Below are 22,946 nucleotides of genomic sequence, written 5' to 3'. Positions count from 1 at the left end.
CCGGTGTGGCCGAAACATGGCCGCGCCTGCAGCACCTCGCGAAACGCGCGGCAGCCATGAAGCCTTGAACCGTTCTCCGTATGCTCAGCTACCGTCACGCCTTTCACGCAGGCAATCACGCCGACGTCCTCAAACACGCTGTCGTCGTGCAGTTGTTGCGCTACCTTGGTCAAAAGGACAAGGCCTACTGGTACATCGACACACACGCCGGCGCGGGCGTCTATTCGCTGGCCGAAGGCTACGCGACCAAGACGGCGGAATTCGAGACCGGTATTGCGAAGCTTTGGCAGCGCACCGATCTCCCCGGCGCCCTGGCGGATTACGTCGAGCAGGTCGGCGCATTGAATGCCGATGGGCAGTTGCACTATTACCCCGGCTCGCCATATCTCGCATGGCGCCTGATGCGTCAGCAAGACCGGATGCGGTTGTTCGAATTGCACACCACGGAAATCGATGTACTGAGCCATAACTTCCGGGACGCGGGGCGCCGTGCGATGCTCTACGCGGGAGACGGCTTCGAAGGCATCAAGGCCCTACTTCCCCCGCCACCGCGGCGCGCGCTCGTGCTGGTCGACCCTTCATTCGAAGACAAGCACGACTACGCCCGCACGATCAGTTGCCTCGAAGAAAGTCTGAAGCGGTTCGCAACGGGCGTTTATGCAATCTGGTATCCGCAAGTCACACGCATCGAATCGCAACGATTCCCCGAGCAATTGAAACGGCTACAGCAGACGAACTGGCTGCATGCGACGCTGACCGTCTGCCGCCCGCCGTCCGACGGCTTTGGGCTGTACGGCAGCGGAATGTTCATCCTGAATCCGCCCTACACGCTCGCCGCGGCATTGAAAGAAGCGTTGCCTTACTTGGTAGATGCGCTGGGCCAGGACGAGACGGCGCAATTCACGTTGGAGTCACGCATCGCTTAAGGCATGTAAGCGCGAACGCGCGCAACGCGTATATCGAACGGAACGGTGAAGGCGCTACTGCCGATTCGCCGGAGGCATCCTAGATGAGGCCGCGGGAGCCTGCGCGGTCCCCTTGGCGCCGGGCACCGCGACGTAGGGCGCGACAATGATGGGAGGCTGGCCGCTCGTAGCGTCGTTCGACTGATCGGGAGTCGGCAATTGCTGCGCCGGGACGATGGCGGCCCGCGATAACGGGGCATTTTGCAATACGAAGCCGCTTTGGCCGTCGTGAATGCCCGTCTGCGTATCGAGCACCAGCGGCTGCCCATCGGCCATTGCTCGCGACGCCACGCCGATGAGAACGAGGTAGGCCGCCGCGCATACGGCTGTGCGCAAACGAAGCGAAGCTGAAAGGCCCATGGGAACCGTCCGTAAAAGCGCGCGGTGGCGCATGGCGAATGCTCGTACCTTAGCGCGGTAGGAATATTCGCGCTAGTCGCATCCGTGCCGATTCGTCGAGATGGCGCGCTTGGTTCGCGGGTGCTTTGGCCCTATCGCCCAGCGCCGTCGATGGCGGCCAGATATGACAAAGCCCCGCCAATAATTAAGCGAGGCTTGCGACAGGCCCTTCATCGCGCGGACGCGCGCGGGCGCTCGATCTAGCGCCGCGAGACGCTGCCCAGCTTAACTTAGACCGAGTAGCCGTGTGCTTCGAGCGAGCGCAGGCGGCGCTCGAGGTCGACGATATCCGACGACGATGCAAGGTACGCTTCGCGGCGGTCGCGCTCAGCGGATTCGAACCAGTTGCTCAGCTTTTCGAGGATGTACGCAAACATGATGTTCTCCAAGGGTCGGGGCACGTCCCTGGCGGATCACTTCTCAGGGATTTCCCGTAAAAGGGTTAACCCTGATTATAGTGACCTTGGTCCGAATTGCGAGTGAAATGCTCGAATGATGGGCATTCCGTTTTGGAATGGTGCATGAGTGTCATGACTACGACATGAATGCACGCTTATGGTGCACTCTCGTCACTGCCCGCTTAGCCCCGTCGGCAATGGCTCTGCGCGTCTTCACCGGCGTCGTTCGCAGCCGCCAGCCCTTCGAGAATCGGGCAGTCGGGGCGCGCGTCGCCGTGACAATGGTCGGCCAGATGGGTCAGGGTGTCGCGCATTTCCGACAGTTCGGCGATGCGACGCTCGAGATCGGCTACGTGCTGGAGTGCGATCGCCTTCACTTCCGCGCTTGCGCGAGAGCGATCTTGCCAAAGCGCCAGAAGCTTACGGATGTCGTCGATCGAAAAACCGAGGTGTCGTGCCTGGCGAATGAATCGCAGGGTATGCACTTCCTGCCCGCCGTAAACGCGGTACCCGGCGTCCGTGCGCCCCTTGGGCGCGAGCAACTCGACGCTCTCGTAGTAGCGGATCATTTTGGCCGTCACGCCCGATTCGCGGGCCGCTTCCCCGATATTCATGACAATCTCCCATCAACTGCCGAAAGCGTATACCTTCCCACGACAGGAAGGTATACGCTTAGCGTGAATACATCGGCGGCGGACGGCCCAAACTGCTGGTACGGCCGAACGTCTCTCTACCCCTTGTTCAAGAGGAAACCTTGCAATGATCGAACTCCAGGTCGAAGGCATGAGCTGTCAACACTGTGTGGGCGCGGTGACGAAGGCGATTCGCGCGCTGGACGCCAGCGCACACGTGGAGGTCAATCTCGACGAGGGATGCGTGCGCGTGCAATCGCATGAGAAAGCCGATCGACTCGGCGCTGCCGTCGTCGAAGCCGGCTATCCCGTAAAAGGCAGCCGCACGATCGTCGACGCCTGAGCGGCCGCGCATCACGATGTTCAACGTTGCCGTTATCGGGGCGTCGGGGCTGCTCGGGCGCGCGCTCGTCCATGAACTCGAAACATGTGCCGGCTGGCGCGTCGTGCCGACGGCACATCGTCGCGCCGGTGGGCGCACCGTCGCGCTCGACGTTCGCGATCCGGCTGCCGTCACATCGTTCATCGCCCGAAATAGGCCCGATGCAATCGTCATCATGGTGGCGGAGCGGCGCCCCGATGTTTGCGAAAGAGACCCAACAGCCGCGCGCGCATTGAATGTCGACGCGGTCCGTACGATCGTATCGGCCGCCCGACAGTGCGGCGCTTGGGTGCTGTCGATCTCGACCGACTACGTGTTCGACGGCAGCGCCGCGCCCTATCGCATCGACGATCGACCGGGTCCACTGAACGCGTACGGACGCAGCAAGCTCGAAGGAGAGATTGCGCTCGCGGATTCGACCGAACTTGGCTGCGTGCTGCGGTTGCCGCTGCTGTTCGGTCCGGTCGTGGAATGGTCGGAATCGGCCGTGACGAGCCTCGTGCCGGCGATCATCGCGTCGGCAACACCAGGCGCCGACCCGGCCCCCATGGATGCCTGGGCGACGCGCTATCCGACGTACACGCCCGACGTCGCCTATGTGATCCGTCGCATGCTCGAGCAGCACGCCGAAGGCAAAGCCGTCTGTGGCATCGCGCATTGGTCCGGCGACGAGCCCATGACGAAGTTCGACATCGCCGCCCGGATCGCACGTGCGCTAAGCGTCGACGCCCGTCTTTTTCCTCGGTTCGCGAGCGCTGAAGCTACGCCGCGCCCGCGCGACTGCCATCTCGACTCGGGCCGGCTCGAAGCGCTCGGGATCGGCCGGCGCACGCCGTTCGACATCGCGCTTGCCGAAGTGCTCGGTGCATCGCCGGCGCCGGTACCAGCGCCAGCGCGTTGATGCCCGCGGCTCGACGTTCAGTGGAAGTTTCTGCTCTCCGATTGCAAGCCGCCGAGAAGAGGCGATAAATCCACGAGCCGCTTGGCCACGAGATGGCGCACTTCCCCCTGGCACTGCCACACGCCGTACACGGCGAGCAGCGAGGCGCCGAGCACTTCCTTGCGCTGCTTTTCGAGCAGGCTCGGCCAGATGATGACGTTGACGTTGCCCGTTTCGTCCTCGAGCGTCATGAATATCACGCCTTTGGCCGTGCCCGGCCGCTGGCGAACCGTCACGATGCCGCAACCGCGAGCGGGTTGGCCGTTGCGATAGCCGCTCAGCGTCGATGCCGGCATCAGCCGCTTTTCGAGTAGACGCGCGCGCAACAGCGCAACCGGATGGCGTCGCAGCGTCAGCCCTGCCGAGCGGTAATCGGCCACGATGTTTTGTCCTTCCGTCGGCGCACCGAGCAAGGGCGTATCGTCCACGGTGGCCGCCGCGGCCAGCATGTCCCGTTCGGGCACGGCAGCCGCCGAGTGCCAGAGCGCTTCGCGCCGATTGCCGACGAGCGTCGATAACGCATTCGCATCGGCCAGCACGTGCAGGTCGTGTCGATTGAGCTGCGCGCGGTGCGCGAGATCGTGCACGCTCTCGAACGCCCTGACGGTTCGCGCATTTTCGATACGCTCGGCCGCGTCTTCTTTCATGCCGCGCAACTGCGATAGACCGAGGCGCACGGCCGGGCGCACCGCGCCTTCGATCGGCTCGAGCGCGGCATCCCATCCGCTGAGGGTCACGTCGGCCGGCAACACCTTCACACCATGCCTGCGCGCATCCTGCACGAGTTGAGACGACGAATAAAACCCCATCGGCTGGCTGTTCAGCATCGCGGCAAGAAATGCCTCGGGTTCATGGCACTTGAGCCAACTACTCGTATAGACGAGCAGCGCGAAGCTCGCGGCATGGCTCTCGGGAAAGCCATATTCGCCGAAGCCCTTGATTTGCTCGAAGATCGCATCGGCGAAGCTGCGCTCATACCCACGTTCGAGCATGCCGCTCACGATGCGATCGTAATACCCCTGCAAATTGCCCTTGCGCTTCCATGCCGCCATCGCACGCCGCAATTGATCGGCTTCGCCCGGGCTGAAGCCGGCCGCAATGATCGCGACCTGCATCACCTGCTCCTGAAAGATCGGCACACCGAGCGTGCGGCCCAAAGCAACCTCCAAGTCCTTGCTCGGAAAGGTGACGGGCTCGAGCTTCTGGCGTCGGCGCAGATAAGGATGCACGGCGCCCCCTTGGATCGGCCCGGGCCGCACGATCGCCACTTCGATCACGAGATCGTAAAACTCGCGCGGCCGCAAACGCGGCAGCATGCTCATCTGGGCGCGCGATTCGATCTGGAAGACGCCGATCGTATCGGCACGCGAAATCATCTCGTACGTCTTGGCGTCCTCGTGTGGTACGTCCTGCATGATGAAGCGCTCGCCGCGCCGCTCGGAGACGAAATCGAGCGCGCGCCGTATCGCCGACAACATGCCGAGCGCCAGAACGTCAACCTTCAGGAGTCCTAATGATTCGAGATCGTCTTTGTCCCATTGGATGACGGAACGATCGGGCATCGCCGCGTTCTCCACCGGCACGAGCCGCGTCAGCTTGCCGCGACTGATGACGAAGCCGCCCGAATGCTGCGATAGATGACGCGGAAAATTCAGCAGTTGCGCCGCCAACCGAGCCCAGGCCTGAATCAGCGGCTGGTTGGGATCGAGGCCCGACTCCTCGAAACGTTCGAGCAAATCGCGGCTCGTATCGAACCAATGATGCGACTTCGCGACGGCGTCGACGATCTGCGGATCGACGCCGAGCGCCTTGCCCGTTTCGCGCAGTGCGCCACGCGGACGATAGGTCGAGACGGCCGCCGCAATCGCCGCGCGATGACGGCCGTACTTGCCGTAGATGTACTGCATGACCTCCTCGCGCCGCTGATGCTCGAAATCGACGTCGATGTCGGGCGGCTCCCCCCGTTCCTTGCTGATGAACCGCTCGAAGAGCATATTGCCGCGTGCCGGGTCCACCTCCGTAATACCGAGGCAATAGCAAACCGCCGAATTGGCGGCCGATCCGCGCCCCTGGCACAAGATGTTTTGACTGCGTGCATAGCGCACGATGTCGTAGACCGTCAGGAAATACGGTTCGTACTGCAGCTCGGCAATCAACGCGAGTTCGTGCTCCACCTGCTGCTGCACCGCGTGCGGCATGCCGGCGGGAAAACGCTTCAATGCACCCGCGTAAGTCTCTTTCCGCAAGTAGGCAGTTGGCGTGAATCCTTCGGGTACGAGCTCGTCGGGATATTCGTACCGGAGCTCGCTGAGCGAGAACGTACAGCGGGACAAGACATTGATCGTCTCGTGCAACGCCTCGCCGGAGTAAAGATTGACGAGGCGCAGACGCGATCGCAAATGCTGCTCGGCATTCGGCGCGAGTTCGTAGCCGCATTCGTGCACGCTCTTGCCGACGCGAATGGCCGTCATCGTGTCTTGCAGCGGCTTGCGCGAGCGCACGTGCATGACGACGTGGCCGAGCGCGACGACCGGTATGCCCTGGCGGCGCGCGACATATTCAACCGCGCCGCGATGCATGTCGTCCATCGCCCGCTGATGTAGGACGAGCCCCACCCAGCCGCGGCCGGGAAAAGTTTCGTCGAGCCATTCGAGTTGCGCGGCAAGCGCCTCTTCCTTGGCCGGGAAATCGGGGACGAGAATTGCCAAGCAATCGGGCATCCCTCGCAAATACGCATATTCGGGTTCCGGCCGCGAGAGATCGTACGGCGTCAACCGATACTCGCCCTTCGGCGAGCGCGTGCGCGCGAGTGTGATGAGCTCCGCTAGATTGCCGTATCCCTCGCGATTTTGCGCGAGCAAGATGAGCCCGAACGACGGCGAACCGTCGGCATGGCACAAGCGAAAATACGAACCGATGACGAGCGGCAGCCCGACTTTCTTCGCGGCGTCGTGCGCGCGCACGACGCCCGCGAGCGAGCATTCGTCGGTCATCGCGATGCCCGCGTAGCCGAGCTGCGCCGCACGCTCGACGAGTTCCTGCGCGTGCGACGCGCCGTGCAGGAACGTGAAGTTGGAGAAGCAAAACAGCTCGGCGTACGCCGGCAGCCCATTGAAACCGGAACTCATCGCTCATCATCCGAATAAGCCGTGAAGAAACCAGCGCGGCCCTTCATCGGCATCGCGGCTGCTCACGCGTTCGCGGTAAATCCAGTAATAACTTTTGTCGTCGGCTTCGGCGACGAAGTAATCGCGCGTGACGAACTCACCGTCGAACCACCCGGCCTCGATACGTTCGGCCGGCGAAACAATGCGCAACGGCGATCCGTAAAACGGCCGATGCGCGCGCGTGAGCAAACGCACGGGCGTGGCGAGCATCCATGTCGGCCGCGGCAGCCCTTCGAGCAGCGGGCTCTTCGGATGAGACTCGCCAAGCGGGACCCATCGATTGGCCACCTCGGGCCGGTAATCGGCAACCGGCGCGGGACGCACCACGTTGTCTTCGCCGAGCCGCGCCACCAGCAACTCGAGCAAGCGCGCATGACTTTGCGCCGACCCGCCAGGCTCCGGAAAAAGCTGTTCGGTCGGCGCAGCGGCCGCTTCCACCTTCGAGGCATCGAGCCGCAAGGCGATCATCGGAGCCGCCAGTTCGATGCGATGCAAGCGTTCCTTCAGCAAACGCAGCAGATGCGTTTCCTGCCAGGTAGGCTCGCCGAGTGCAATCTCGATCGACGTCGGGGCTATCGCTTGCCGGCCCCGCTCGTGCTCGAGCGAAAACGTGACGGCCGTCACCGCCAACTGCTTGGCACAGAGCCAGCCGCACAACTGCACGATCAACCGATGAGCGGCATGCAATGCGCCATCCGCATGCTCGATGCGATCGGGCAATTCGAGGTACGCGGAAAACGTAGGGGGTAACGAGAGCCAATCGAAGAGTTCGGGCGCCGCGCCGAATGCGCGATCGAGCGAATCGAGCACGCGCTCGCCGCAGCGGCGCCGCAGCCCTGCGCGCGGCAAGCGGCGAACGTCGGCGATCGTCGCACAGCCCAGCCCGGCGAGCCAATCGGCGAACGGCCGCGCCTCCGGCACGGTGAGCATCGGTAACGGCGACAAGACGCGCTCGAGCGAGGCGAGCCGCATCACGCGCCGGCGGCCGTAGCGCGCCAGCAGCCATGCACCCTGCCCTGTCGGTGCGACGCCGATGCGCGCCGTGAAGCCGAGCGTGTCGAGAATCGCGCGCGCCTGACGGCACACTGCCCGCACCCCGCCAAAAAGCCTCAAGCTCGCCCCGATTTCCACGAGGACAGTCGCTTCATCGGCGAGCGCCACGTCGGGCGAAAACCGCATCAGCGACACGCCGACTTCACGCTGCGCCGCAGCCTCGCGCGCTGCGTCGCGCTCGTACATCACGGCATCGGCCAACAAGGTGAGCACGCCGCCGCGCTTCATGCCGAGACGGATGCCGGCCGCACGCGCCGCCGCATCGGCGATGACCACCTTGTCCTTCTCGAAGGCGACACTGCCGGCAGCAGGATCAGGCAGCCACTTCGGCCGAAAGACTTCGAGCGGCAGTTTCGGCAAGTGGACGGCGAGAAAGACGCGCATGGCGAGACCACAAAACGGGCGTAGGTTGAAGGGGAATCGACAATGGCTCCGCGCACAGGGGCCCTCGTCGCTTCACGATATCGACCATCAACCCTTCGGCCGACGGCCGCAGCGCCAGCCGCAGTAGCGCCGGCGACGCATCTTGTGCAACGGCCAGAGGACGCACCATCACGAATAACGTGTCGGCGGACTGCGCCGCCAAATGTAGACGCCGCAACGACGACGCCCGCGCATGCGACGCCCAAAAAATCAGCGCCCCGCAGCTTCCCGCCCGCAGGATTTGCTCGGCGGACCACAAGGCATCGGCCGTCTTGGACGCCTTGACATGCAGCAGACGATCGAGCGCCAACCCGATGTACTCGAGCCCCAAGCCGTTGGGCACCTGCGGCGGCTGCAGCAGCGCGACCGGTCGCTCGCCCAGCGCACTGAGCGCGGGTTGCAGCAGCCGCATTTCACCGATCCCCGCCTGCCGGACGAGCAAATCGACCAACGCGCCGAGTGGCCAGCCGCCGCCGGGTAACTCGGCCGACAGCGCGGGATACCCCGTTTCCACCACGTGTGTGCGCCCGCGCGCAAGCTGCGAGGCCCGCCACAGCGCCATTCCCCCCGAGCCGGGATACAGAGTTGAGTCGATTACGGCATCAAGACGACATGACACCTTATCGGACGGCGAGAACTGCTCGGAATTGCCGAAGGCGGGGTTCACAGGATCGCTCACCAAAAAATACTGTATAAATATACAGCAATTCTAGCTCGGGAGTTTCCGCTTGGGGGATCCATGACACAACGCTTGAACTCGGGCGTGCGTATCGCCGGCAAAGCGGGCCGGTCGCAGTTTCGACGGCAGGTCAAGAGCGACGATAGGCATTCCCCGACCTAAGCGCTGGTGTGATCCGCTCCACCCACCTCCTTGATGAAAGCGAGCAGGAGCGTGCTGAGCCGAACCGGCTGCTCCTGTTGGACCCAATGACCGGCGCCGTCGATCAGCTCGATGCCACCCATCCTCGTCGCCGCCTTCGTCCTCATAACATCGATCGCGCCCGGCGCCGAATAGGTGCCCCAATCGCTCTTCCCGCCGATGAAGAGCGATGGGACATCGATCGTCTTGCCCGAAAACAGGCGCAACTCAGCGTTGAGGTCAGGATCGGAATAGACGCGATAAGCCTGCAGAGCGCCTTGAAACCCAGTGCGGCCATACTCCTTCGCGTACACGCCAAGTTCCGGCTCGGTAAGCCATTTGCTGGCCAGGACCTCGGCGGCGGAAGGTTGGAATGGAGCGACGGTCTGGGGCATCGTCTTGCCGAGATTCATGACGTAATAGGTGGGCATTTGCGCAAGTTCTATGGCGGTTCGCGCCTTCAACGGATGCGGCTTATTTCCCGGCCAGTCAGCGCTCTTGACGTAGAAAAATGCACGAAGAAACGCGTGTAAACCTTGAGGGGGGTGCCACATGTCATAGTTCGCCTCCCGTGTGCTCAAGTATTGTTGGTAATACTCTCTCGGCGGATCGAGTGCCGCCAGCGCGGCCGCTAACTTTTGATTTTCAGTGTTCGGTTGAACCGACGATGCCTCGCTTTCCGCCGTGTCGAACGGAAGCGCCGGCGGACCTGGGAACGGGGCGCTCATCAACACCACCGAGGGAAAGACATCAGGTCGGGCTAGCGCGCAATAGGCCGCCACGGGCGAGCCGAGGTCGTGCCCGACGAGCATTGCCGTACGCCGATACCCCAACGCCGAAACCAATCCGAGGGCGTCACGCGTCATATTCAAGAGGCTGAAGGGCACTAGCGGGGCGTCATAGCCGTTCACCCAACCGGTGGTGCGGCCAAAACCCCGCTGGTCGGGCGCCACGACATGGTAGCCAGCGTCAGCCAGAATTGGGATCAGGTGTCGCCAGCCGTAAGCCAAATCCGGAAAGCCGTGCAGAAGCAGCACGAGCGGCCGGCCGGGGCTTTCGTAACCGGCTTCGAGAATATGGACATCGAGGCCGTTGACCCCATGGATCATGCGCGAGCGGACCCCCTTGGGAAGCGTTCCCTCGCCATATGGTGATGCGGTCAAATCAATTCCTCCTATCTTAGGATTGGGTAGAGGGGCATCGTCGGGCTTTTTCTATGGTGATCACCATACTATGGTGGTTACCATAGTAACGTCAAGCGAAACGTGTTATGTTCACGGCATGCCACGTAAGACTGACGCCCGCGCTCGCGCGATTGCCACGGCCGAACGACTGTTTCGCATCCAAGGCTACACTGCGACTGGATTGATCCAGATCCTTGAAGAAAGCGGTGCGCCTAAAGGATCGTTCTACTTTCACTTTCCCCGCGGCAAGGTACAGCTCGCAGAAGAAGCAATCGATCATTACGTTGCGAGTCGAATTGCTGTTTTGCGGAATATCTCGGCGAATACGACGGGTGATGCTCTGAATTTTGTTCATCAGATTTTCGGCACATTCGCGGCCGAAATGGTCGCCTCTGATTTCCAGTACGGATGTCTAATGCAAAATCTGGCGAATGAGTTGCCCGCGCTCGACGCTGAGCTGACCAAACGGGTAGCGCGCGGATTTGTTGATTCGACCGAGATTGTTGCGGAGCATTTTAGGGGGTGCGGTTTCGCCCCCGCGCGCGCATCCGCTACCGCGGCCGCATTGGTAGCGGCCCTCGAAGGCGCACGAACGATCGCCCGCCTGGAACGTACGCCGGCTATATTCGAGGCGCTGGCGGATGTCAGTGTTCAGAGGTGGGCCGCCCCCGAGGGGTGATCTGGGTCCAATGCGCTCGCTCGGGCGTGGAAAGTCGATCCGGACGCCGTAGCGATAGGGGAAAACCGTAGCGACGGATGGACGCATCTGGCACGAACGGAAGTGGCAAGCATCGGCAACGGCAAACTCCGCATATCCAGACAGGGGCTTACACGCGATCGCCCGCCTCTGAACTGGAACTTTTTACGCCTGTCCCAATTTGGTGCGTCGGTCACGTCCGCGCCACGACATTTCGTAAAACTTAGTACTCCTCATATCGCCGCACCGCCCTTCACTACGAAATGCCAAGCGGCGCTGGCCGAATGCCGTCAATAGAATCGTCTGGGGATACGGTAGCGTCGCCTGCAGCCAAACCGATCCGCGCACCGCCCCCATTCGCGCCCCCTCGCAAGCAGTCCGGCGCCGTAAACGTTCCAAAAACAACGATAGATAGGAATCCCCATGTCATCCCTCGACGTGGTCGAAGAACGCGAAGATCTGCAACGCTCGTCGGCGCCGGCCTCCCAGCCGGCGTCTCGGCTCAAGCCGCGCGCGCAATGCGAAGTTCGCTACATCGACGAAATGGACGTGACCCCGCTCGTGCGTGCCGACGAGACCGGCGATGCCACCTTTATCGCCGCCGAGCTCGGCGCGGCACGCACGGCCGACGAACGCATCCGCATGATCCGCGGCATTCTCAACATCATCGGCTTCAGCGGCCTTGGCTACGCCGCGCTGAAATTGAACGCGCAGAAACAGCCCGAATGCGCGTATCTGCTCCGCGATTACTTGTCGACGGATTTGCTGCCGCGTTCGCTCGAAGGCGGCTATCTGCTGCGCGATCCGCACATGCGGCGCGCCTTCGAATCGAGCCGTCCGCATGTCTGGGAGATGCGCTCGCTCGTGAACGCTTCGCGCAAAGAAGGCATCGATCCGCCGCTGCGGCACTTTTTCGACGGCATGCGCGAAAACGGGCTCGCAAGCGGGCTCGCGTTCAGCTTGCCGATCGCCCGGACGCCGCTACGCGCGCTCATTCTCTTTGCCGGGCCACCCGAGCATTGCGAATGGATCACCGACAGCGTCATCGCGCAGGCGCTCGGTCTCGGGCTCTCGCTGCATCAACGCTGCGCCGCCTACGTCCAGGCCATCTGCCGGCAGGAAGCCGCGAATAGCCTGTCGCAACTGCAGCAACGCATCTTGGGAGCCGTCGTCGTCGGCATGTCGGACAAGGCGATCGCCGCTCGGCTCAATACGACCGTGCACAACGTCGACTATCACTTGCGCCAATTGCGCGAAAAGTTCGGCGCCCGCAATCGCAGCCAACTCGCCTATCTCGCCGGCAAGCTGCAAGCGGTCTGACGCGAGAGGCCGGCCGTCCGCGCTCGCCTGCGCTGCGCCGTCAGGCGGGTGCGGGCGCGAGCGTCATGTCGGCGTCTACGTCGCCTCGCTCTCGCCGTCGGCCCAGCGCAACAGCTCGGCCACGCGCCCGTATAGCGAGCGCTCGATGTATTGATATTCGCGCGCGCTTTCATAGAGCACGTCGGCGAGCGGCCCGTTCGCCGCGGTCGGCACGAGAAATTCGCCCGCCCATTCGAGAATGCGTCGCGCCGTCTCGCCCTCGCCCCGCGCGGCGACCCACGGCAGCTTGCCTTTGCCCGCGTAGCAAAGCGCAACGGCTGCGTTCGCCGAATGAACGACGGCCGATGCCATCTTCACGCGATCTTGCAACGAATTGAAGACCATCTCGTGCGCCATTTGGCGACGGTGCGAATTCAAGTGCGGATCGCCCTCCATCTCGCGATGTTCGCGCCGCACTTCGTCCATCGACATCCGGTGCCGCTTGAGGAATTCGTACTGCTGGTAGGCGTAGTCGAGCGCCGCGAACGCGACGAAGATGAGCGCCGCCCAGCCCGCGAGCGTCAACAGCAACTTGCCCGTGACGGCAAGAATCGCATCGGGCTGCAAATAGCCCGCTTGAAGCGGCGCGTCGAGCGAGCCGCGCAGCAGCACCCATAGCGTCACGCACAGTATGAGCGTCTTCACGCTGGTCTTGAGCAAGGTCACGACGCTTTTCATCGAGAACATGCGCTTCAAACCGGCTGCCGGATTCAACCGTTCGAGACTCGGTGCGATGCGCTCGAATGCGACGAGCCCGCCGGCCTGTGCAAGCGAGATCGCAAACGCCGCCGCCCCGGCGAGCGCCACGATGCCGATCCCGAGCGTGAGCCATCCGTGAATCGCGAGCGCGAGCACGGTGGAGATCGACTGTGCGGGATCGCGCGAGGACAACGCCGCGAAGATCGCATCGAATAGCCCGCGTAGCGTGTCGACGACACGCTGCCCCTGCGAACCGAGCGCGGCGAGCACCACGAGAAAGACGAGCGCAGCGCTCACTTCTGCGCTGAATACGATGTCGCCTTTCTTGCGCGCGTCGCGCAAACGCTTGTCGGTTGGGTCTTGATCCTTTTCGCTCATATCAGCGGCGGTCGCGGCGGCAGGAACCGTTCCTAGAGCATCGACTTCAACAGATCGAGCAAGGTGTTGTCGGGGCCCAAATACGTATGCAGCGTCCCATACACGAACGGCAAGAACAGCGCCATCATCAACACGGCTACCGCTCCCTTCACCGCCTGAGACATCAGAAAAACGTTCAATTGCGGCATCGCGCGGCTCACGAGCCCGAACCCGAGCTCAACGAGCACGAGCACCATCACGACAGGGGCCGCGAGCTTGACGGTCCACATCATGATGCTCGCCACGCTGTGCGCGACGAAGGGCAGCAGCGCGGCGCTGAATTTCGGCGCGAACGAGGCGACCGGCCACAGCCGATACGATGCGAACAACGCCGACAGCAGCAAATTGATCCCGCCGCTCGTCACGAACAGCGTGATCGCAAGCAAATTCAAAAACCCCGCGCACGGGCCGGTTTCGTACTGCGCGATCGGATCGAAAAACGACTGGTTGCTCGCACCCGTTTGAAAGTCGATGAGTGCGCCGGCCGTCGCGATCGCCCACATCACCGCGCCGAACGCGTAGCCGAGCAGGATACCGATCAGTGCCTCCTTCGCCACGAGGCCCACCCACACGAGCGGTGCCAAGCCTTGCAACGTGCTCATATCCATCGCGGGGCCGACGAACAAGATGATGACGGCCATGAATCCGTTGCGAACGAGTCCCGTCAATATCGTGGAGCTGAATGCCGGCACGATCATCATGATCGGCATGACGCGCGGCAGCACGACGATCGCCGGACGTACCGCGCGCATCGCGGCATCGAGGGCCTCGCTCGAGACGGCGGTCATGCCTCGTTCCGGCCGAGCGGCGCGGGCGGCACGATCGCCGTGCGCAGCGCGGCTTCCTCCGCGCGGGCTTCGTCGGCCGCCTCGGCCCGCTGCGCCGCGGAGCGCTCGAGCCGCTCGGCCGTGCGCTCCGCCTGATCGCGTTTGGCATCGGCCCGTCGCAATATTTCCCTCAACGCTTCCAGGCGATCGATCTCTTCGCGCACGCGCGCCTGCGCGGGCTGCATCCGCACGCGGGCCGCATCGATGCGTTCGTCGAAAAGCTGCCAATCGATGCCGGCGCCCACGAGTTCGCGCGCCGAGTTCGGTCCCGCCATCATCTTCGACGAAAGAGAACGTCCCGCTTCGCTCTTTTCCGCGATCAACCGCATCACCTCGCCTTCGGCCCGCCGCATCGCCTCGCGCGCCGCCTCGACTGCGGCCTCTTGGCGGCGCACTTGCGCGAGTACGACATCGCGCCGCATCTCACGCACACGCGTGAGCTTAGCGATGATCTTGTCCATACGCTTCCTTGAGGGCGATAAGCTTCGCGACCGTATCGTCGTAAGCCTCCAGCAATGCGGGCGGTTGGCAAGCGAACTCGCGCAGCGCACCGCGGGCGGCCAGCGCGGCATCGGCCAGGGCATCGCTGCCCGCACGATATTCGCCGATCTGCACCAGCAACTCGATCTCTTGATACTTCGCGAGCAGCCCGCGCGCCCATCCTGCTCGGCGCACGTGCGCATCGTCGACGACGCGCGTCATGACACGCGAAGCGCTGGCGAGCACGTCGATGGCGGGATGGTGTCCGCCCTGAGCCAGCTTGCGCGAAAGGATGATATGACCGTCGAGAATCGAGCGCACTTCCTCGGCGATCGGATCGCTTTCGTCGTCGCCTTCGACGAGCACCGTGTAGAACGCCGTGATCGAGCCGCGTGCGCCCTGCCCTGCGCGTTCGAGCAACTGCGGCAGCACCGAAAACGTCGACGGCGGGAAACTGCGCCGCGTCGGTGGCTCGCCCGAGGCCAAGCCGACCTCACGCTGCGCGCGCGCGAAACGCGTCAGCGAATCGACGAGCAGCAAGACGCGCAGCCCTTTGTCGCGAAAGTATTCGGCCACGGCCGTCGCAACATACGCCGACTTGACGCGCTCCATCGCGGGACGATCCGAGGTCGAGACGACGAGCACCGTGCGCGCGAGCGCTTCGGGCGACAAATTGTGCTCGATGAACTCGCGCACCTCGCGCCCGCGCTCGCCGATCAGGCCGACGACCGCGACGTCGCAGCCCGCACCGCGCGCGATCATGCCGAGCAGCGTGCTCTTGCCGACGCCGGCGGGCGCGAAGATGCCGACGCGCTGGCCGATCCCCGTCGTCAGAAAGCCGTCGATCGCACGTACTCCGGTCGGCAACGGTTCATCGATGAGCGTGCGCTCGAGCGCCCCGATGGGTTCGGCGAACGCGCTCACGCGCGTGCCGCCCGCGATCGGGCCGCGACCGTCGAGCGGCTGACCCAGGCCGTCGAGCACGCGGCCAAGCAGCGCCTCGCCGACGTCGAACGTATGCGCATGTCCCGTCGGCAATACCTCCGTGGCGCTAGACAAACCGGCGAGACTGCCGAGCGGCGTGAGCACGGCCGTTTGCCGCGAGAATCCGACGACTTCGGCGAACATCGGTTCGAGCCCCGGCGTATGCAGCTCGCACACCTCGCCGAGCCGTGCATGAATACCCGACGCGTGAATCAAGAGCCCCGCCGTCTGCGTGACGCGGCCACGCATACGCAACGGATTGACGTTCTCGAGCGCTTTGGCGAACCCATCGTCGTTCGCCTCGCCGTGCAGTTCGGCAAACAGCGCATCGCGCCAACTCGAATCCGATTCGCTCATGCCCCCCTCCGTGCTTCGATGGCCGACCGAAGCGCATCGATTTGCGTCGACAGCCGAGCATCGATGCTGCCGGCCGGCGTCTCGACAATGCAGTCGTCGTTACCGAGCGAGACATCCGCGACGACGCGGACCGCCTGCGCGCGCACCGCGGCGGCCTCGGCGCCATGCGGCTCGTTGGCCATCGATTCCCTGTGATCCGCCACGGCCTGCTTCATCACGTCGACCGACTCGGGCGCGACGCGTACGACGAGAAACGACTCGTCGCGCACGAACGCATCGATGCGCTTGAGCGCGAGCGCGAAAATGCGCTCGCGCTCGAACTCGCCCACGAGCTCGCGCAATCCGCGCACGACCATGTCCGCCATCTTCCGCCGCGACAGCGCCAGCGCATGCGCCGTATCCAGCGTTGCCGCGTAGGCACGCTCGGCGCCCTCGCGCTCACCACGCGCGAACCCTTCTTCGTAGCCTTGACGCGCCATCTGCTCCATGCGTTGCTGCGCGTCGGCGACGATGCGCTCGGCCTCTTTCTTCGCGGTGAGAACGACCGCATTCGCGTCGAGCAGCGCCGAGTACTCGTGCTCCTTCAGCACGCGGCGCTCCGACAGCATCTGCAAGTTTTCGCTCGTAATCAGAAAAGCCAGTCCCATGCTCGCAGTCTCTCGGGAATGAGGCAAAGAAACAGCAGCTCGGCCAATTCCGCGCGCTGCGTGTCGTTGAGCCGATAGGCCGGCTGCACGTCGGCGATGCGCGGCAGTTTCAAACGCGTGCGGGAAAATACCGGCATGCCGGCCGGTGCGATGAAATCGAGCAGCAAGCGTGCGCCGCGCGCGCCGATCTTTTGCACGACGAGCTTCGGATAGCGCCGCATCGGCTCCAACGTCTCGCTGACGGCGTCGAACGGCGGCGTCTCCTTGCGCACGAACGCGATCGTCTCCGCGCCGAATCCGAGCTGCATCGCCTTCTCGACCCCGCGCGTCACCTCGCCGCTCGCGAGCCATGATTTGTGCAGGCACAGCCCGCACAGCCGGGCGAGCTGCTCGAAGGCCTCGCGCGGCAACAGCGCAAGGCGCTTGTCGCGCGAGGCGAAGTCGTAGTCGGCCTGCACATTGCCCGACGCATCCTCGTGCAAGCCCACCGTCTCGAACAATGCGCGCGCCAGCACGCGCCGGCCGCGTTCGCCGAAACGCGCGATCTCGTTCCACGGCGCCGGCCAAATGCCGAGGGGCCAACTCGGATCGACATAGCGGTCGGGACGCAAGTTGAACTCCGCGACGAGCTTTGCAAAGCGGCCACGATTGCCTTCGGCGCGCCATAACTCGTGCGCGTCGTCATAAACGTCGTCGTGCGGATCGTCTTCACCCAACATGAGTCTGCTCTTGCGACATGCTCCCGGCGTTCGCCCCGCTCGCCCCTCGTCCCATCAGCTTGAATTGGCCGCGCCTCAAGAAGAACACCGCGACGGCCACGATCGTCGACAGCACGAGCACGAGCGCGATCAACGAGAGCGCGCGTGCGAGCGGGCCCCCTTGTGCGTCCTCGGCCCGCTCGCCTTCCTTCGGCGGCGCCGCCTGCAAAAAGAGCGAGACGTTGTCATATGAGAGCCCTTCGATGCTGTGCGCCACGAGGTCTTTGACCATCGGCGCCATCATCTTCAAATCGATACCCGGCCTGTACTTGATGTAGACCGACGCCGAGGACGGCTTGATCTTGTCCGACAGCGGATCGTTCTCGGGAATTACGACGTGCACGTGCGCGACGATAACGCCGTTGACGTCGAGCAGCGTCCGCTCGAGCTCTTGCTCCGCGCCGTAGATATAGCGGATGCGCTCCTCGGCCGGCGTAGAGACGAGCCCTTGCTTGCTGAAGAGTTCGCCCAGATTCTCGGTCGGCTGACGCGGCAGGCCAACGGCCTTCAACGCGTTCAATGCGGCCGGCACCGACGAGCCATCGACGCGCAACTCCCACCCGTGGTCGGGCACCTCGGCCTTCGACGCGCCGATACCGGCATTGGCCAGCGCCTCGATCATTTCATTGGCCGACGTTTCCGTCAGGTCCATGTACAGTTCCTGCTGACAACCCGCCAGCAGCAAGGCGCACGCGAGCACAACGCATGCGCGCAGCAGCGTTTTCATAAGCTTTCCCGAATGCGCGTCGCGCCGCGTCGTACGCGCGCGTTGCGCGGTAACCGGCTACTCGGCGTTGTTCTTCAACAGCGATTGCGTGACGCCGTTGGACGCGTCGGCCATCGCCATGCTGAACTGATACTGCTGCATCGTCACCGACGTGCTCAGCGTGAAATCAGTCAATCGCACCATCGTCATCATCGGATCGCTCGCGTCGATCAACGCCTCCGGGTGCTCCATCTGCTGCATCGCCGCGTCGTAGCGCGCGTCGAGTGCCGCCGTTTCCTTGCGCACGTGCGTCACCACGGCATCGAGACTATGCGTTTCCTGCGCGCTATGCATGCGGACGGTACCGGCAGGCGCGGACTCGGTCGACTGCGCACTCATATGCGCGTCGAAGGCGCCCGCCTGTGCAGGGTCCGCTTCGTGAACGGGCGCCGCGGGCATCGCTTCGTTCGCGCTCGCGGCCGCGCTCACACCATTCGGTCCTTTCACGTCCGACAACTGAACGGTCGAAACGGCTGGAACAGTCATGTGAACCTCACTGAGGATCGGCCAACTACGCCGAATAAATCATGTACCGGGCGCCGCTTACGCGGCGCCCCGCACCTAACCGCGTGACAGGTGCCCGACAGCTACATCAAGAAACATGCGCGCCGCGCTGCATGCTTTGGCACGCCGTGTCGACCGTGCTGCTCTCGCCTTGCCGAGCCGACATCGCGGTCTTGCACAAGTCCTGCGTATTGCTCAACTGCATCGACCACAGTTGGAAGTCCTCTTCCTGCGTCTGCATATCGTTCATTTGCGACTGGATGTCTCCCGAATTCATGCCGACGTTCGATGAGGTAGTGGATGACACGCTGGTCATTGCTGCTCTCCTTAGCTGTTAATGTCGTTGCCCCCGGGGATATCGGGGAGTTCAACAAAACGCGCGTTGCCGCGCTTCTCTCGCCCATGCGAGACGTGCTTGCCTCGCGTGAACCCGTCTACACGCGCGGCGCCTGACGAGCGCGCCGCGTCGCGAAAACTAGCCCGGCGGCGAAGCGATGAAGTCGTGCACCGCCGCCGAACCCACGTCCATGAAAAATCGATCCGGTCCACGCGCGAAAATCACGCGATCGTTGCTGATCTGCCTCACCTCGAGCCCGCCGGGCAAGCGCGATCCCTCGAAATAGCGCGCCCCGTCCGACGTTTCGATGAAACGCGTACCGAGGCCGTCGTCGTACACGCCCACGATGTCGGGCACGTCGCCGGCCATCGGCGGCGCCTTTTGTTTCGTCGTCATCGGCACGGCCGCGTAGACCACGTGATCGACCACCTGCAACGCCGGCCGCGCATCCTTCGCGAAGTTGGCGACGCGCTGCTGCAGCAAGCGGTTGGCTGTCCCGCTGACGAGCAGCGTGCCGTGCCCCCCGTATGTCACCGTCAACGGCGTATCGCTGAAATAGAGCCGTGCCGACCCCAACAACTCGTCGATCACGTAGACGTCGCCCACCGTCGTCTGCGGAAACGTCTGCACGATGCTCTGAAGCCGGTCACGATCCGACAGCGAGTTGACGTAGCCCGACACGAGAAAGCCCGTGCTCGTCGGCTTCACGTTCACTTCCGGATAATCGTGCAGGGCCTGCCGCACCTCTTGCATGCGCTCGGTCGCGCTCGCCTGAAACCAGAACGGGTCGGTCGCGCCGATTGCCAGATACGCGCCGCCGGCCAACACGAGTACCCCCCAAAGCACGCCGAGGCCGATCACGAAGCGGCGGCTCGCCATCCATGCCGCCCACGGCGCTAAAGCCCACCGCGCAAGCCGATTGCCCTTCGGCGCCGCTTGCTCGTCGGGGGCAGGCGCGCGCGGCTCGGCTGCCGGTACGATCCCGAGCTTGAGCGCACCGATCTCGACGACGTCGCCGTGCCGCAGCGCGCGCCGCGTCGCATCGAGCGCCACACCATTTAACGTCACCTCGCCGTCGCCGACGTTCTGCACCGATACCGCGATCTGCCCCACCGACAAACGCAACTGCCGCGGCGCGATCTCGCGGTCGGGCACGATCACGTCGCATTGCGCGCCCGACCCCACCCAGTTCTCGCCGACCTTGAGCGCCAGCGTGCGGCCGAACAGCGGCCCGCTCAAGAACGACAGGCTCCACGGCGCCTTCGTCGAAGACGCCGTGGTTGGCTTGGACGGGGACGCCGCGTCGTCGGTCATTCAATGCTCCGAGACGTCTGCCGACGGGGCCGACGAGACGATTTGCGTGGCCGCGCCGATGGGGGTCTTCGGCGTCGCCGCAGCCGGCTCGCTCGCCTGAACGGGCGCGTTCGCCGGTATGCTCGGCGAGGTGGATGCCGTCGATGCCCGAGGCGAGCGCTCGCCTGCTCCAGCCTTCGCGGCGCGCTTTCCCGACGGGCCCGGCGGCGCCAGCTCGTTGGAAGCCGCCGGGCCGGACTGCGAACTCGAAGGCTTCGAACTCGAGGGCGCGGCGCTCGATGGCGGCGTGGTCGGCACCGCGCTCGGCGGCACGACCAGCGGCGCGGACGCCTTGCCCGGCATAGGCTCACCCGCGTTGAACGGCTGCCCCGGCAATATCGGCTCGACGCCCATCGGCGTGCCCCTCGGATCGAAGGCGCTTGCCGTCTGCACGACGCGCGGCGTCAATAGATAGAACCGATCCGTGCGCTCCCCGTTCTTCGTCGTGTACTTGAACAGGTTGCCGATCCACGGGATGTCCGAGAGCAGTGGAACGCCCGACTTGTTGTTGGTGAGCGAATCGTCGTTGAAGCCCGCGATCAGCAAACTCTTGCCTTCGTCGATCATCGCCTTCGTCACGATGTTGCGCTCGAGCACGGCCGGCACCGACGACACCGTCAGCGTGCTGCTGAGTTGCCCGTCATCGATATCGATCGACATCATCACGCCGGGCTTGCCGGCGTCGTCGATGATGCGCGGCGTAACCTTCACGCTCGTGCCCGTCGTGATTCCATATAGTGAGGAGTCCTGATAACCGGACACCTGCACGTAGAATTCGGTGAGGTTCTCGAGAATCGCCTCGTTGTTGTCGAGCGTCAGAATCATCGGCTTAGACAACGTCCTCGCTTTCCCCGTCTGCTGCAGCGCATTGATGCGCGAAAGCAGATAGTTGCGCATGGCGCCGCCGATCGATGCCGTCAGCGCCATACCGGTCGGTGTCGTCGTACCGGTTTGTCCCGCCTCCGTATTGCCGCTGAACGACAGCGGCGGATTGCTGCCGTTGCCGAATTGGAAATCGCCGTTCGGCGTATGCAGCCGCCAGTCGACGCCGAACGAATCGAGCGCGCTCTCGTCGATGTCGATGATCGTCAAGCCCACCTCGATCAAGCGCGGCCGAGCATCGAGCGCCGCAATGAGCTGTGCGTACTGCTGCATATGCTCGGGCACGTCGCGCACGATGACCGAGTTCGTCCCCGCGTCGGCCACGATCTGTGGCAACGAAATCGCCTGCCCGGTATGCACCTGCGTGTTGGTCGATGCGCTCGGCGTGGCCGCCGCATCCGTCGCGCCGAGGCTCAGCTTCGGCACGTCGACGGTATCGCCCGACGACAGCTTCACTTGCCGCGTCGCGCCGCCGAGCGGGGCGCCGTAGCCCGGCGTGCCCTTGTTGTCGTCGTTCTTGCCGAACAGCCGCCCGAGCGTCGTTGCCACGCCGGGAATCGTGACTTCCTTACCGGAGCGATTGACCTGGAAGTCGTTCGCGTACGCGTAGCGCAGCGGGAAAGCGCGAATCTCCGCGCGATCTAGCCCGCGGCTCGGATCGGTGATCGTCGAAATCGCCTGTCGCACCAGATCGACGTAGCGCTGCGGGCCCGACACGTAAATCGTATTTTCAAGATCGCTGATGATGAGCGGATAGCGCTTGTCGGGAATCTGCATCGCCTCGAGCGTGCGCGAGAGTTCTCCCGCGCTGCCCTTTGGAATCGGAAAGACCTGCGTCTGCCCGTCTTCCGCGCGATCGATGTAGAGCAGCGATCCGTCGTAGTAGTACGTCAGGCCATACGTCGAACAAACACTGCGCAGCGTGGTGAGCGGAGAGCCCGAGAAGTGGCCGCTGATCGTGCCGTCGACCTTCGAATCGATCACGGCCGTCACACCCTGAGCGGCAGCGAGTTCGCGAATGAAGTCGGTTACCTTCTTGCCGTCGGCGACGATCGTATAGGGGCGATCGCGCCACTGCAGCTCCGCCGCATGCGCCGTGCGCGGCACGCCGAGCGCACCAGCAAACGACAACGCGAGCGCGCCGAGCGCAAGCAACGAGACGCTGCGTGAACGAGCGGCATAGGCGCGACGCGCCCGAGGAGAAAGCATCTGTGTGCTCAAAACAACCTCGCGAAGGACTGCTGACCGAACAACAAAACCGAGCGCCCAATCCAGCCGCCCGTCACGATGATCGCCACCATCACCGCGATCATGCGCGCGGCAAGGCCGATCGTTTGGTCCTGCAATTGCGTCACGGCCTGCGCCAGCGCAACGACGAGCGCCGTGCCGGCCGCAACGAGCACGATCGGCAGAGACAGCATCAACACGAGCAAGAGCGCCTGCCGTGTAATGTCAAGAATCGTTTCCGTAGTCATCG

The 22,946-nt window shown here is 63.8% G+C and carries 24 protein-coding genes; 5 read left to right on the top strand and 19 right to left on the bottom strand.

The annotated features are described in order from the left end of the window. Positions 1 to 80: 80 nt before the first annotated feature. On the top strand, positions 81 to 926 hold the full coding sequence (locus J3485_RS06770) for a 23S rRNA (adenine(2030)-N(6))-methyltransferase RlmJ (protein WP_206951749.1): 846 nt from the start codon (positions 81 to 83) through the stop codon (positions 924 to 926). Between the two features lie 54 nt (positions 927 to 980). Here J3485_RS06770 and J3485_RS06765 read toward each other — a convergent pair whose 3' ends face one another. From J3485_RS06765 to cueR, 3 genes are all read right to left on the bottom strand, one after another. Further along, positions 981 to 1,325, bottom strand: coding sequence for a hypothetical protein (locus tag J3485_RS06765; protein WP_374192410.1), 345 nt, complete (start codon positions 1,323 to 1,325; stop codon positions 981 to 983). Positions 1,326 to 1,594: 269 nt separating this feature from the next. Then, the gene (locus J3485_RS06760; RefSeq protein ID WP_206951748.1) at positions 1,595 to 1,741 is read right to left on the bottom strand and encodes a DUF3563 family protein; all 147 of its coding nucleotides are present in this window, start codon (positions 1,739 to 1,741) and stop codon (positions 1,595 to 1,597) included. 203 nt (positions 1,742 to 1,944) lie between these two features. Continuing rightward, positions 1,945 to 2,376, bottom strand: a complete 432-nt coding sequence (gene cueR, locus J3485_RS06755) for a Cu(I)-responsive transcriptional regulator (protein WP_206951747.1) — start codon at positions 2,374 to 2,376, stop codon at positions 1,945 to 1,947. 145 nt (positions 2,377 to 2,521) lie between these two features. On the opposite strand from cueR, the gene J3485_RS06750 reads away from it, so the two are divergent. Both J3485_RS06750 and J3485_RS06745 read left to right on the top strand, forming a co-directional pair. Then, positions 2,522 to 2,737, top strand: coding sequence for a heavy-metal-associated domain-containing protein (locus tag J3485_RS06750; protein WP_206951746.1), 216 nt, complete (start codon positions 2,522 to 2,524; stop codon positions 2,735 to 2,737). 16 nt (positions 2,738 to 2,753) lie between these two features. Continuing rightward, positions 2,754 to 3,677: a dTDP-4-dehydrorhamnose reductase family protein gene (locus J3485_RS06745; RefSeq protein ID WP_206951745.1), complete on the top strand. Its 924-nt coding sequence runs from the start codon at positions 2,754 to 2,756 to the stop codon at positions 3,675 to 3,677. Between the two features lie 17 nt (positions 3,678 to 3,694). Here J3485_RS06745 and J3485_RS06740 read toward each other — a convergent pair whose 3' ends face one another. From J3485_RS06740 to J3485_RS06725, 4 genes are all read right to left on the bottom strand, one after another. After that, entirely contained in the window at positions 3,695 to 6,844 is a 3,150-nt protein-coding gene (locus J3485_RS06740; RefSeq protein ID WP_206951744.1) for an error-prone DNA polymerase, read from the bottom strand. A gap of 6 nt (positions 6,845 to 6,850) precedes the next feature. Then, positions 6,851 to 8,320, bottom strand: a complete 1,470-nt coding sequence (locus J3485_RS06735) for a Y-family DNA polymerase (protein ID WP_206951743.1) — start codon at positions 8,318 to 8,320, stop codon at positions 6,851 to 6,853. Then, on the bottom strand, positions 8,250 to 8,921 hold the full coding sequence (gene imuA, locus J3485_RS06730; RefSeq protein WP_206955686.1) for a translesion DNA synthesis-associated protein ImuA: 672 nt from the start codon (positions 8,919 to 8,921) through the stop codon (positions 8,250 to 8,252). Before imuA ends, J3485_RS06735 begins: the two co-directional genes overlap by 71 nt. A 275-nt stretch (positions 8,922 to 9,196) precedes the next feature. After that, on the bottom strand, positions 9,197 to 10,327 hold the full coding sequence (locus J3485_RS06725; protein WP_206955685.1) for an alpha/beta fold hydrolase: 1,131 nt from the start codon (positions 10,325 to 10,327) through the stop codon (positions 9,197 to 9,199). Between the two features lie 172 nt (positions 10,328 to 10,499). On the opposite strand from J3485_RS06725, the gene J3485_RS06720 reads away from it, so the two are divergent. Next, on the top strand, positions 10,500 to 11,081 hold the full coding sequence (locus J3485_RS06720) for a TetR/AcrR family transcriptional regulator (protein ID WP_206951742.1): 582 nt from the start codon (positions 10,500 to 10,502) through the stop codon (positions 11,079 to 11,081). Positions 11,082 to 11,522: 441 nt separating this feature from the next. After that, on the top strand, positions 11,523 to 12,419 hold the full coding sequence (locus tag J3485_RS06715) for a helix-turn-helix transcriptional regulator (protein WP_206951741.1): 897 nt from the start codon (positions 11,523 to 11,525) through the stop codon (positions 12,417 to 12,419). Positions 12,420 to 12,494: 75 nt separating this feature from the next. On the opposite strand, the gene J3485_RS06710 is transcribed toward J3485_RS06715, so the two are convergent. From J3485_RS06710 to J3485_RS06655, 12 genes are all read right to left on the bottom strand, one after another. Then, positions 12,495 to 13,535: an EscU/YscU/HrcU family type III secretion system export apparatus switch protein gene (locus tag J3485_RS06710; protein WP_206951740.1), complete on the bottom strand. Its 1,041-nt coding sequence runs from the start codon at positions 13,533 to 13,535 to the stop codon at positions 12,495 to 12,497. A gap of 32 nt (positions 13,536 to 13,567) precedes the next feature. After that, on the bottom strand, positions 13,568 to 14,362 hold the full coding sequence (sctT, locus tag J3485_RS06705; protein ID WP_242538504.1) for a type III secretion system export apparatus subunit SctT: 795 nt from the start codon (positions 14,360 to 14,362) through the stop codon (positions 13,568 to 13,570). Continuing rightward, a complete protein-coding gene (locus J3485_RS06700; protein ID WP_206951739.1) occupies positions 14,359 to 14,862 on the bottom strand; it encodes a hypothetical protein in 504 nt (167 codons plus the stop codon). The genes sctT and J3485_RS06700 overlap by 4 nt, the downstream gene beginning before the upstream one ends. Then, entirely contained in the window at positions 14,843 to 16,222 is a 1,380-nt protein-coding gene (locus J3485_RS06695) for a FliI/YscN family ATPase (protein WP_206951738.1), read from the bottom strand. The genes J3485_RS06700 and J3485_RS06695 overlap by 20 nt, the downstream gene beginning before the upstream one ends. Beyond that, entirely contained in the window at positions 16,219 to 16,869 is a 651-nt protein-coding gene (gene sctL, locus J3485_RS06690; RefSeq protein WP_206951737.1) for a type III secretion system stator protein SctL, read from the bottom strand. The genes J3485_RS06695 and sctL overlap by 4 nt, the downstream gene beginning before the upstream one ends. Further along, positions 16,851 to 17,588 carry a bcscK gene (locus J3485_RS06685; protein WP_206951736.1) on the bottom strand — a complete coding sequence of 246 codons (738 nt, stop codon included), beginning with the start codon at positions 17,586 to 17,588 and terminating at the stop codon, positions 16,851 to 16,853. The genes sctL and J3485_RS06685 overlap by 19 nt, the downstream gene beginning before the upstream one ends. Beyond that, positions 17,578 to 18,354, bottom strand: coding sequence for a type III secretion system inner membrane ring lipoprotein SctJ (gene sctJ / locus J3485_RS06680; RefSeq protein ID WP_206951735.1), 777 nt, complete (start codon positions 18,352 to 18,354; stop codon positions 17,578 to 17,580). The genes J3485_RS06685 and sctJ overlap by 11 nt, the downstream gene beginning before the upstream one ends. 57 nt (positions 18,355 to 18,411) lie before the next feature. Then, positions 18,412 to 18,879, bottom strand: a complete 468-nt coding sequence (locus J3485_RS06675) for a hypothetical protein (RefSeq protein WP_206951734.1) — start codon at positions 18,877 to 18,879, stop codon at positions 18,412 to 18,414. Positions 18,880 to 18,985: 106 nt separating this feature from the next. Continuing rightward, entirely contained in the window at positions 18,986 to 19,213 is a 228-nt protein-coding gene (locus J3485_RS06670; protein WP_206951733.1) for a hypothetical protein, read from the bottom strand. A gap of 159 nt (positions 19,214 to 19,372) precedes the next feature. After that, positions 19,373 to 20,548 carry an FHA domain-containing protein gene (locus J3485_RS06665; protein ID WP_206951732.1) on the bottom strand — a complete coding sequence of 392 codons (1,176 nt, stop codon included), beginning with the start codon at positions 20,546 to 20,548 and terminating at the stop codon, positions 19,373 to 19,375. Further along, positions 20,549 to 22,678, bottom strand: a complete 2,130-nt coding sequence (gene sctC, locus J3485_RS06660; RefSeq protein WP_206951731.1) for a type III secretion system outer membrane ring subunit SctC — start codon at positions 22,676 to 22,678, stop codon at positions 20,549 to 20,551. It abuts the gene before it with no gap. Between the two features lie 8 nt (positions 22,679 to 22,686). Next, positions 22,687 to 22,944 (bottom strand): EscS/YscS/HrcS family type III secretion system export apparatus protein, encoded by a 258-nt coding sequence (locus tag J3485_RS06655; protein ID WP_206951730.1) that lies wholly within the window; start codon positions 22,942 to 22,944, stop codon positions 22,687 to 22,689. Positions 22,945 to 22,946: the final 2 nt, after the last annotated feature.

It is taken from the genome of Trinickia acidisoli, from assembly GCF_017315725.1.
GTDB classification, from domain to species: Bacteria; Pseudomonadota; Gammaproteobacteria; order Burkholderiales; family Burkholderiaceae; genus Trinickia; species Trinickia acidisoli.
The sequence above is the reverse complement of the archived record's forward strand: the minus strand, read 5'-3'. Positions and strand labels throughout refer to the sequence as shown.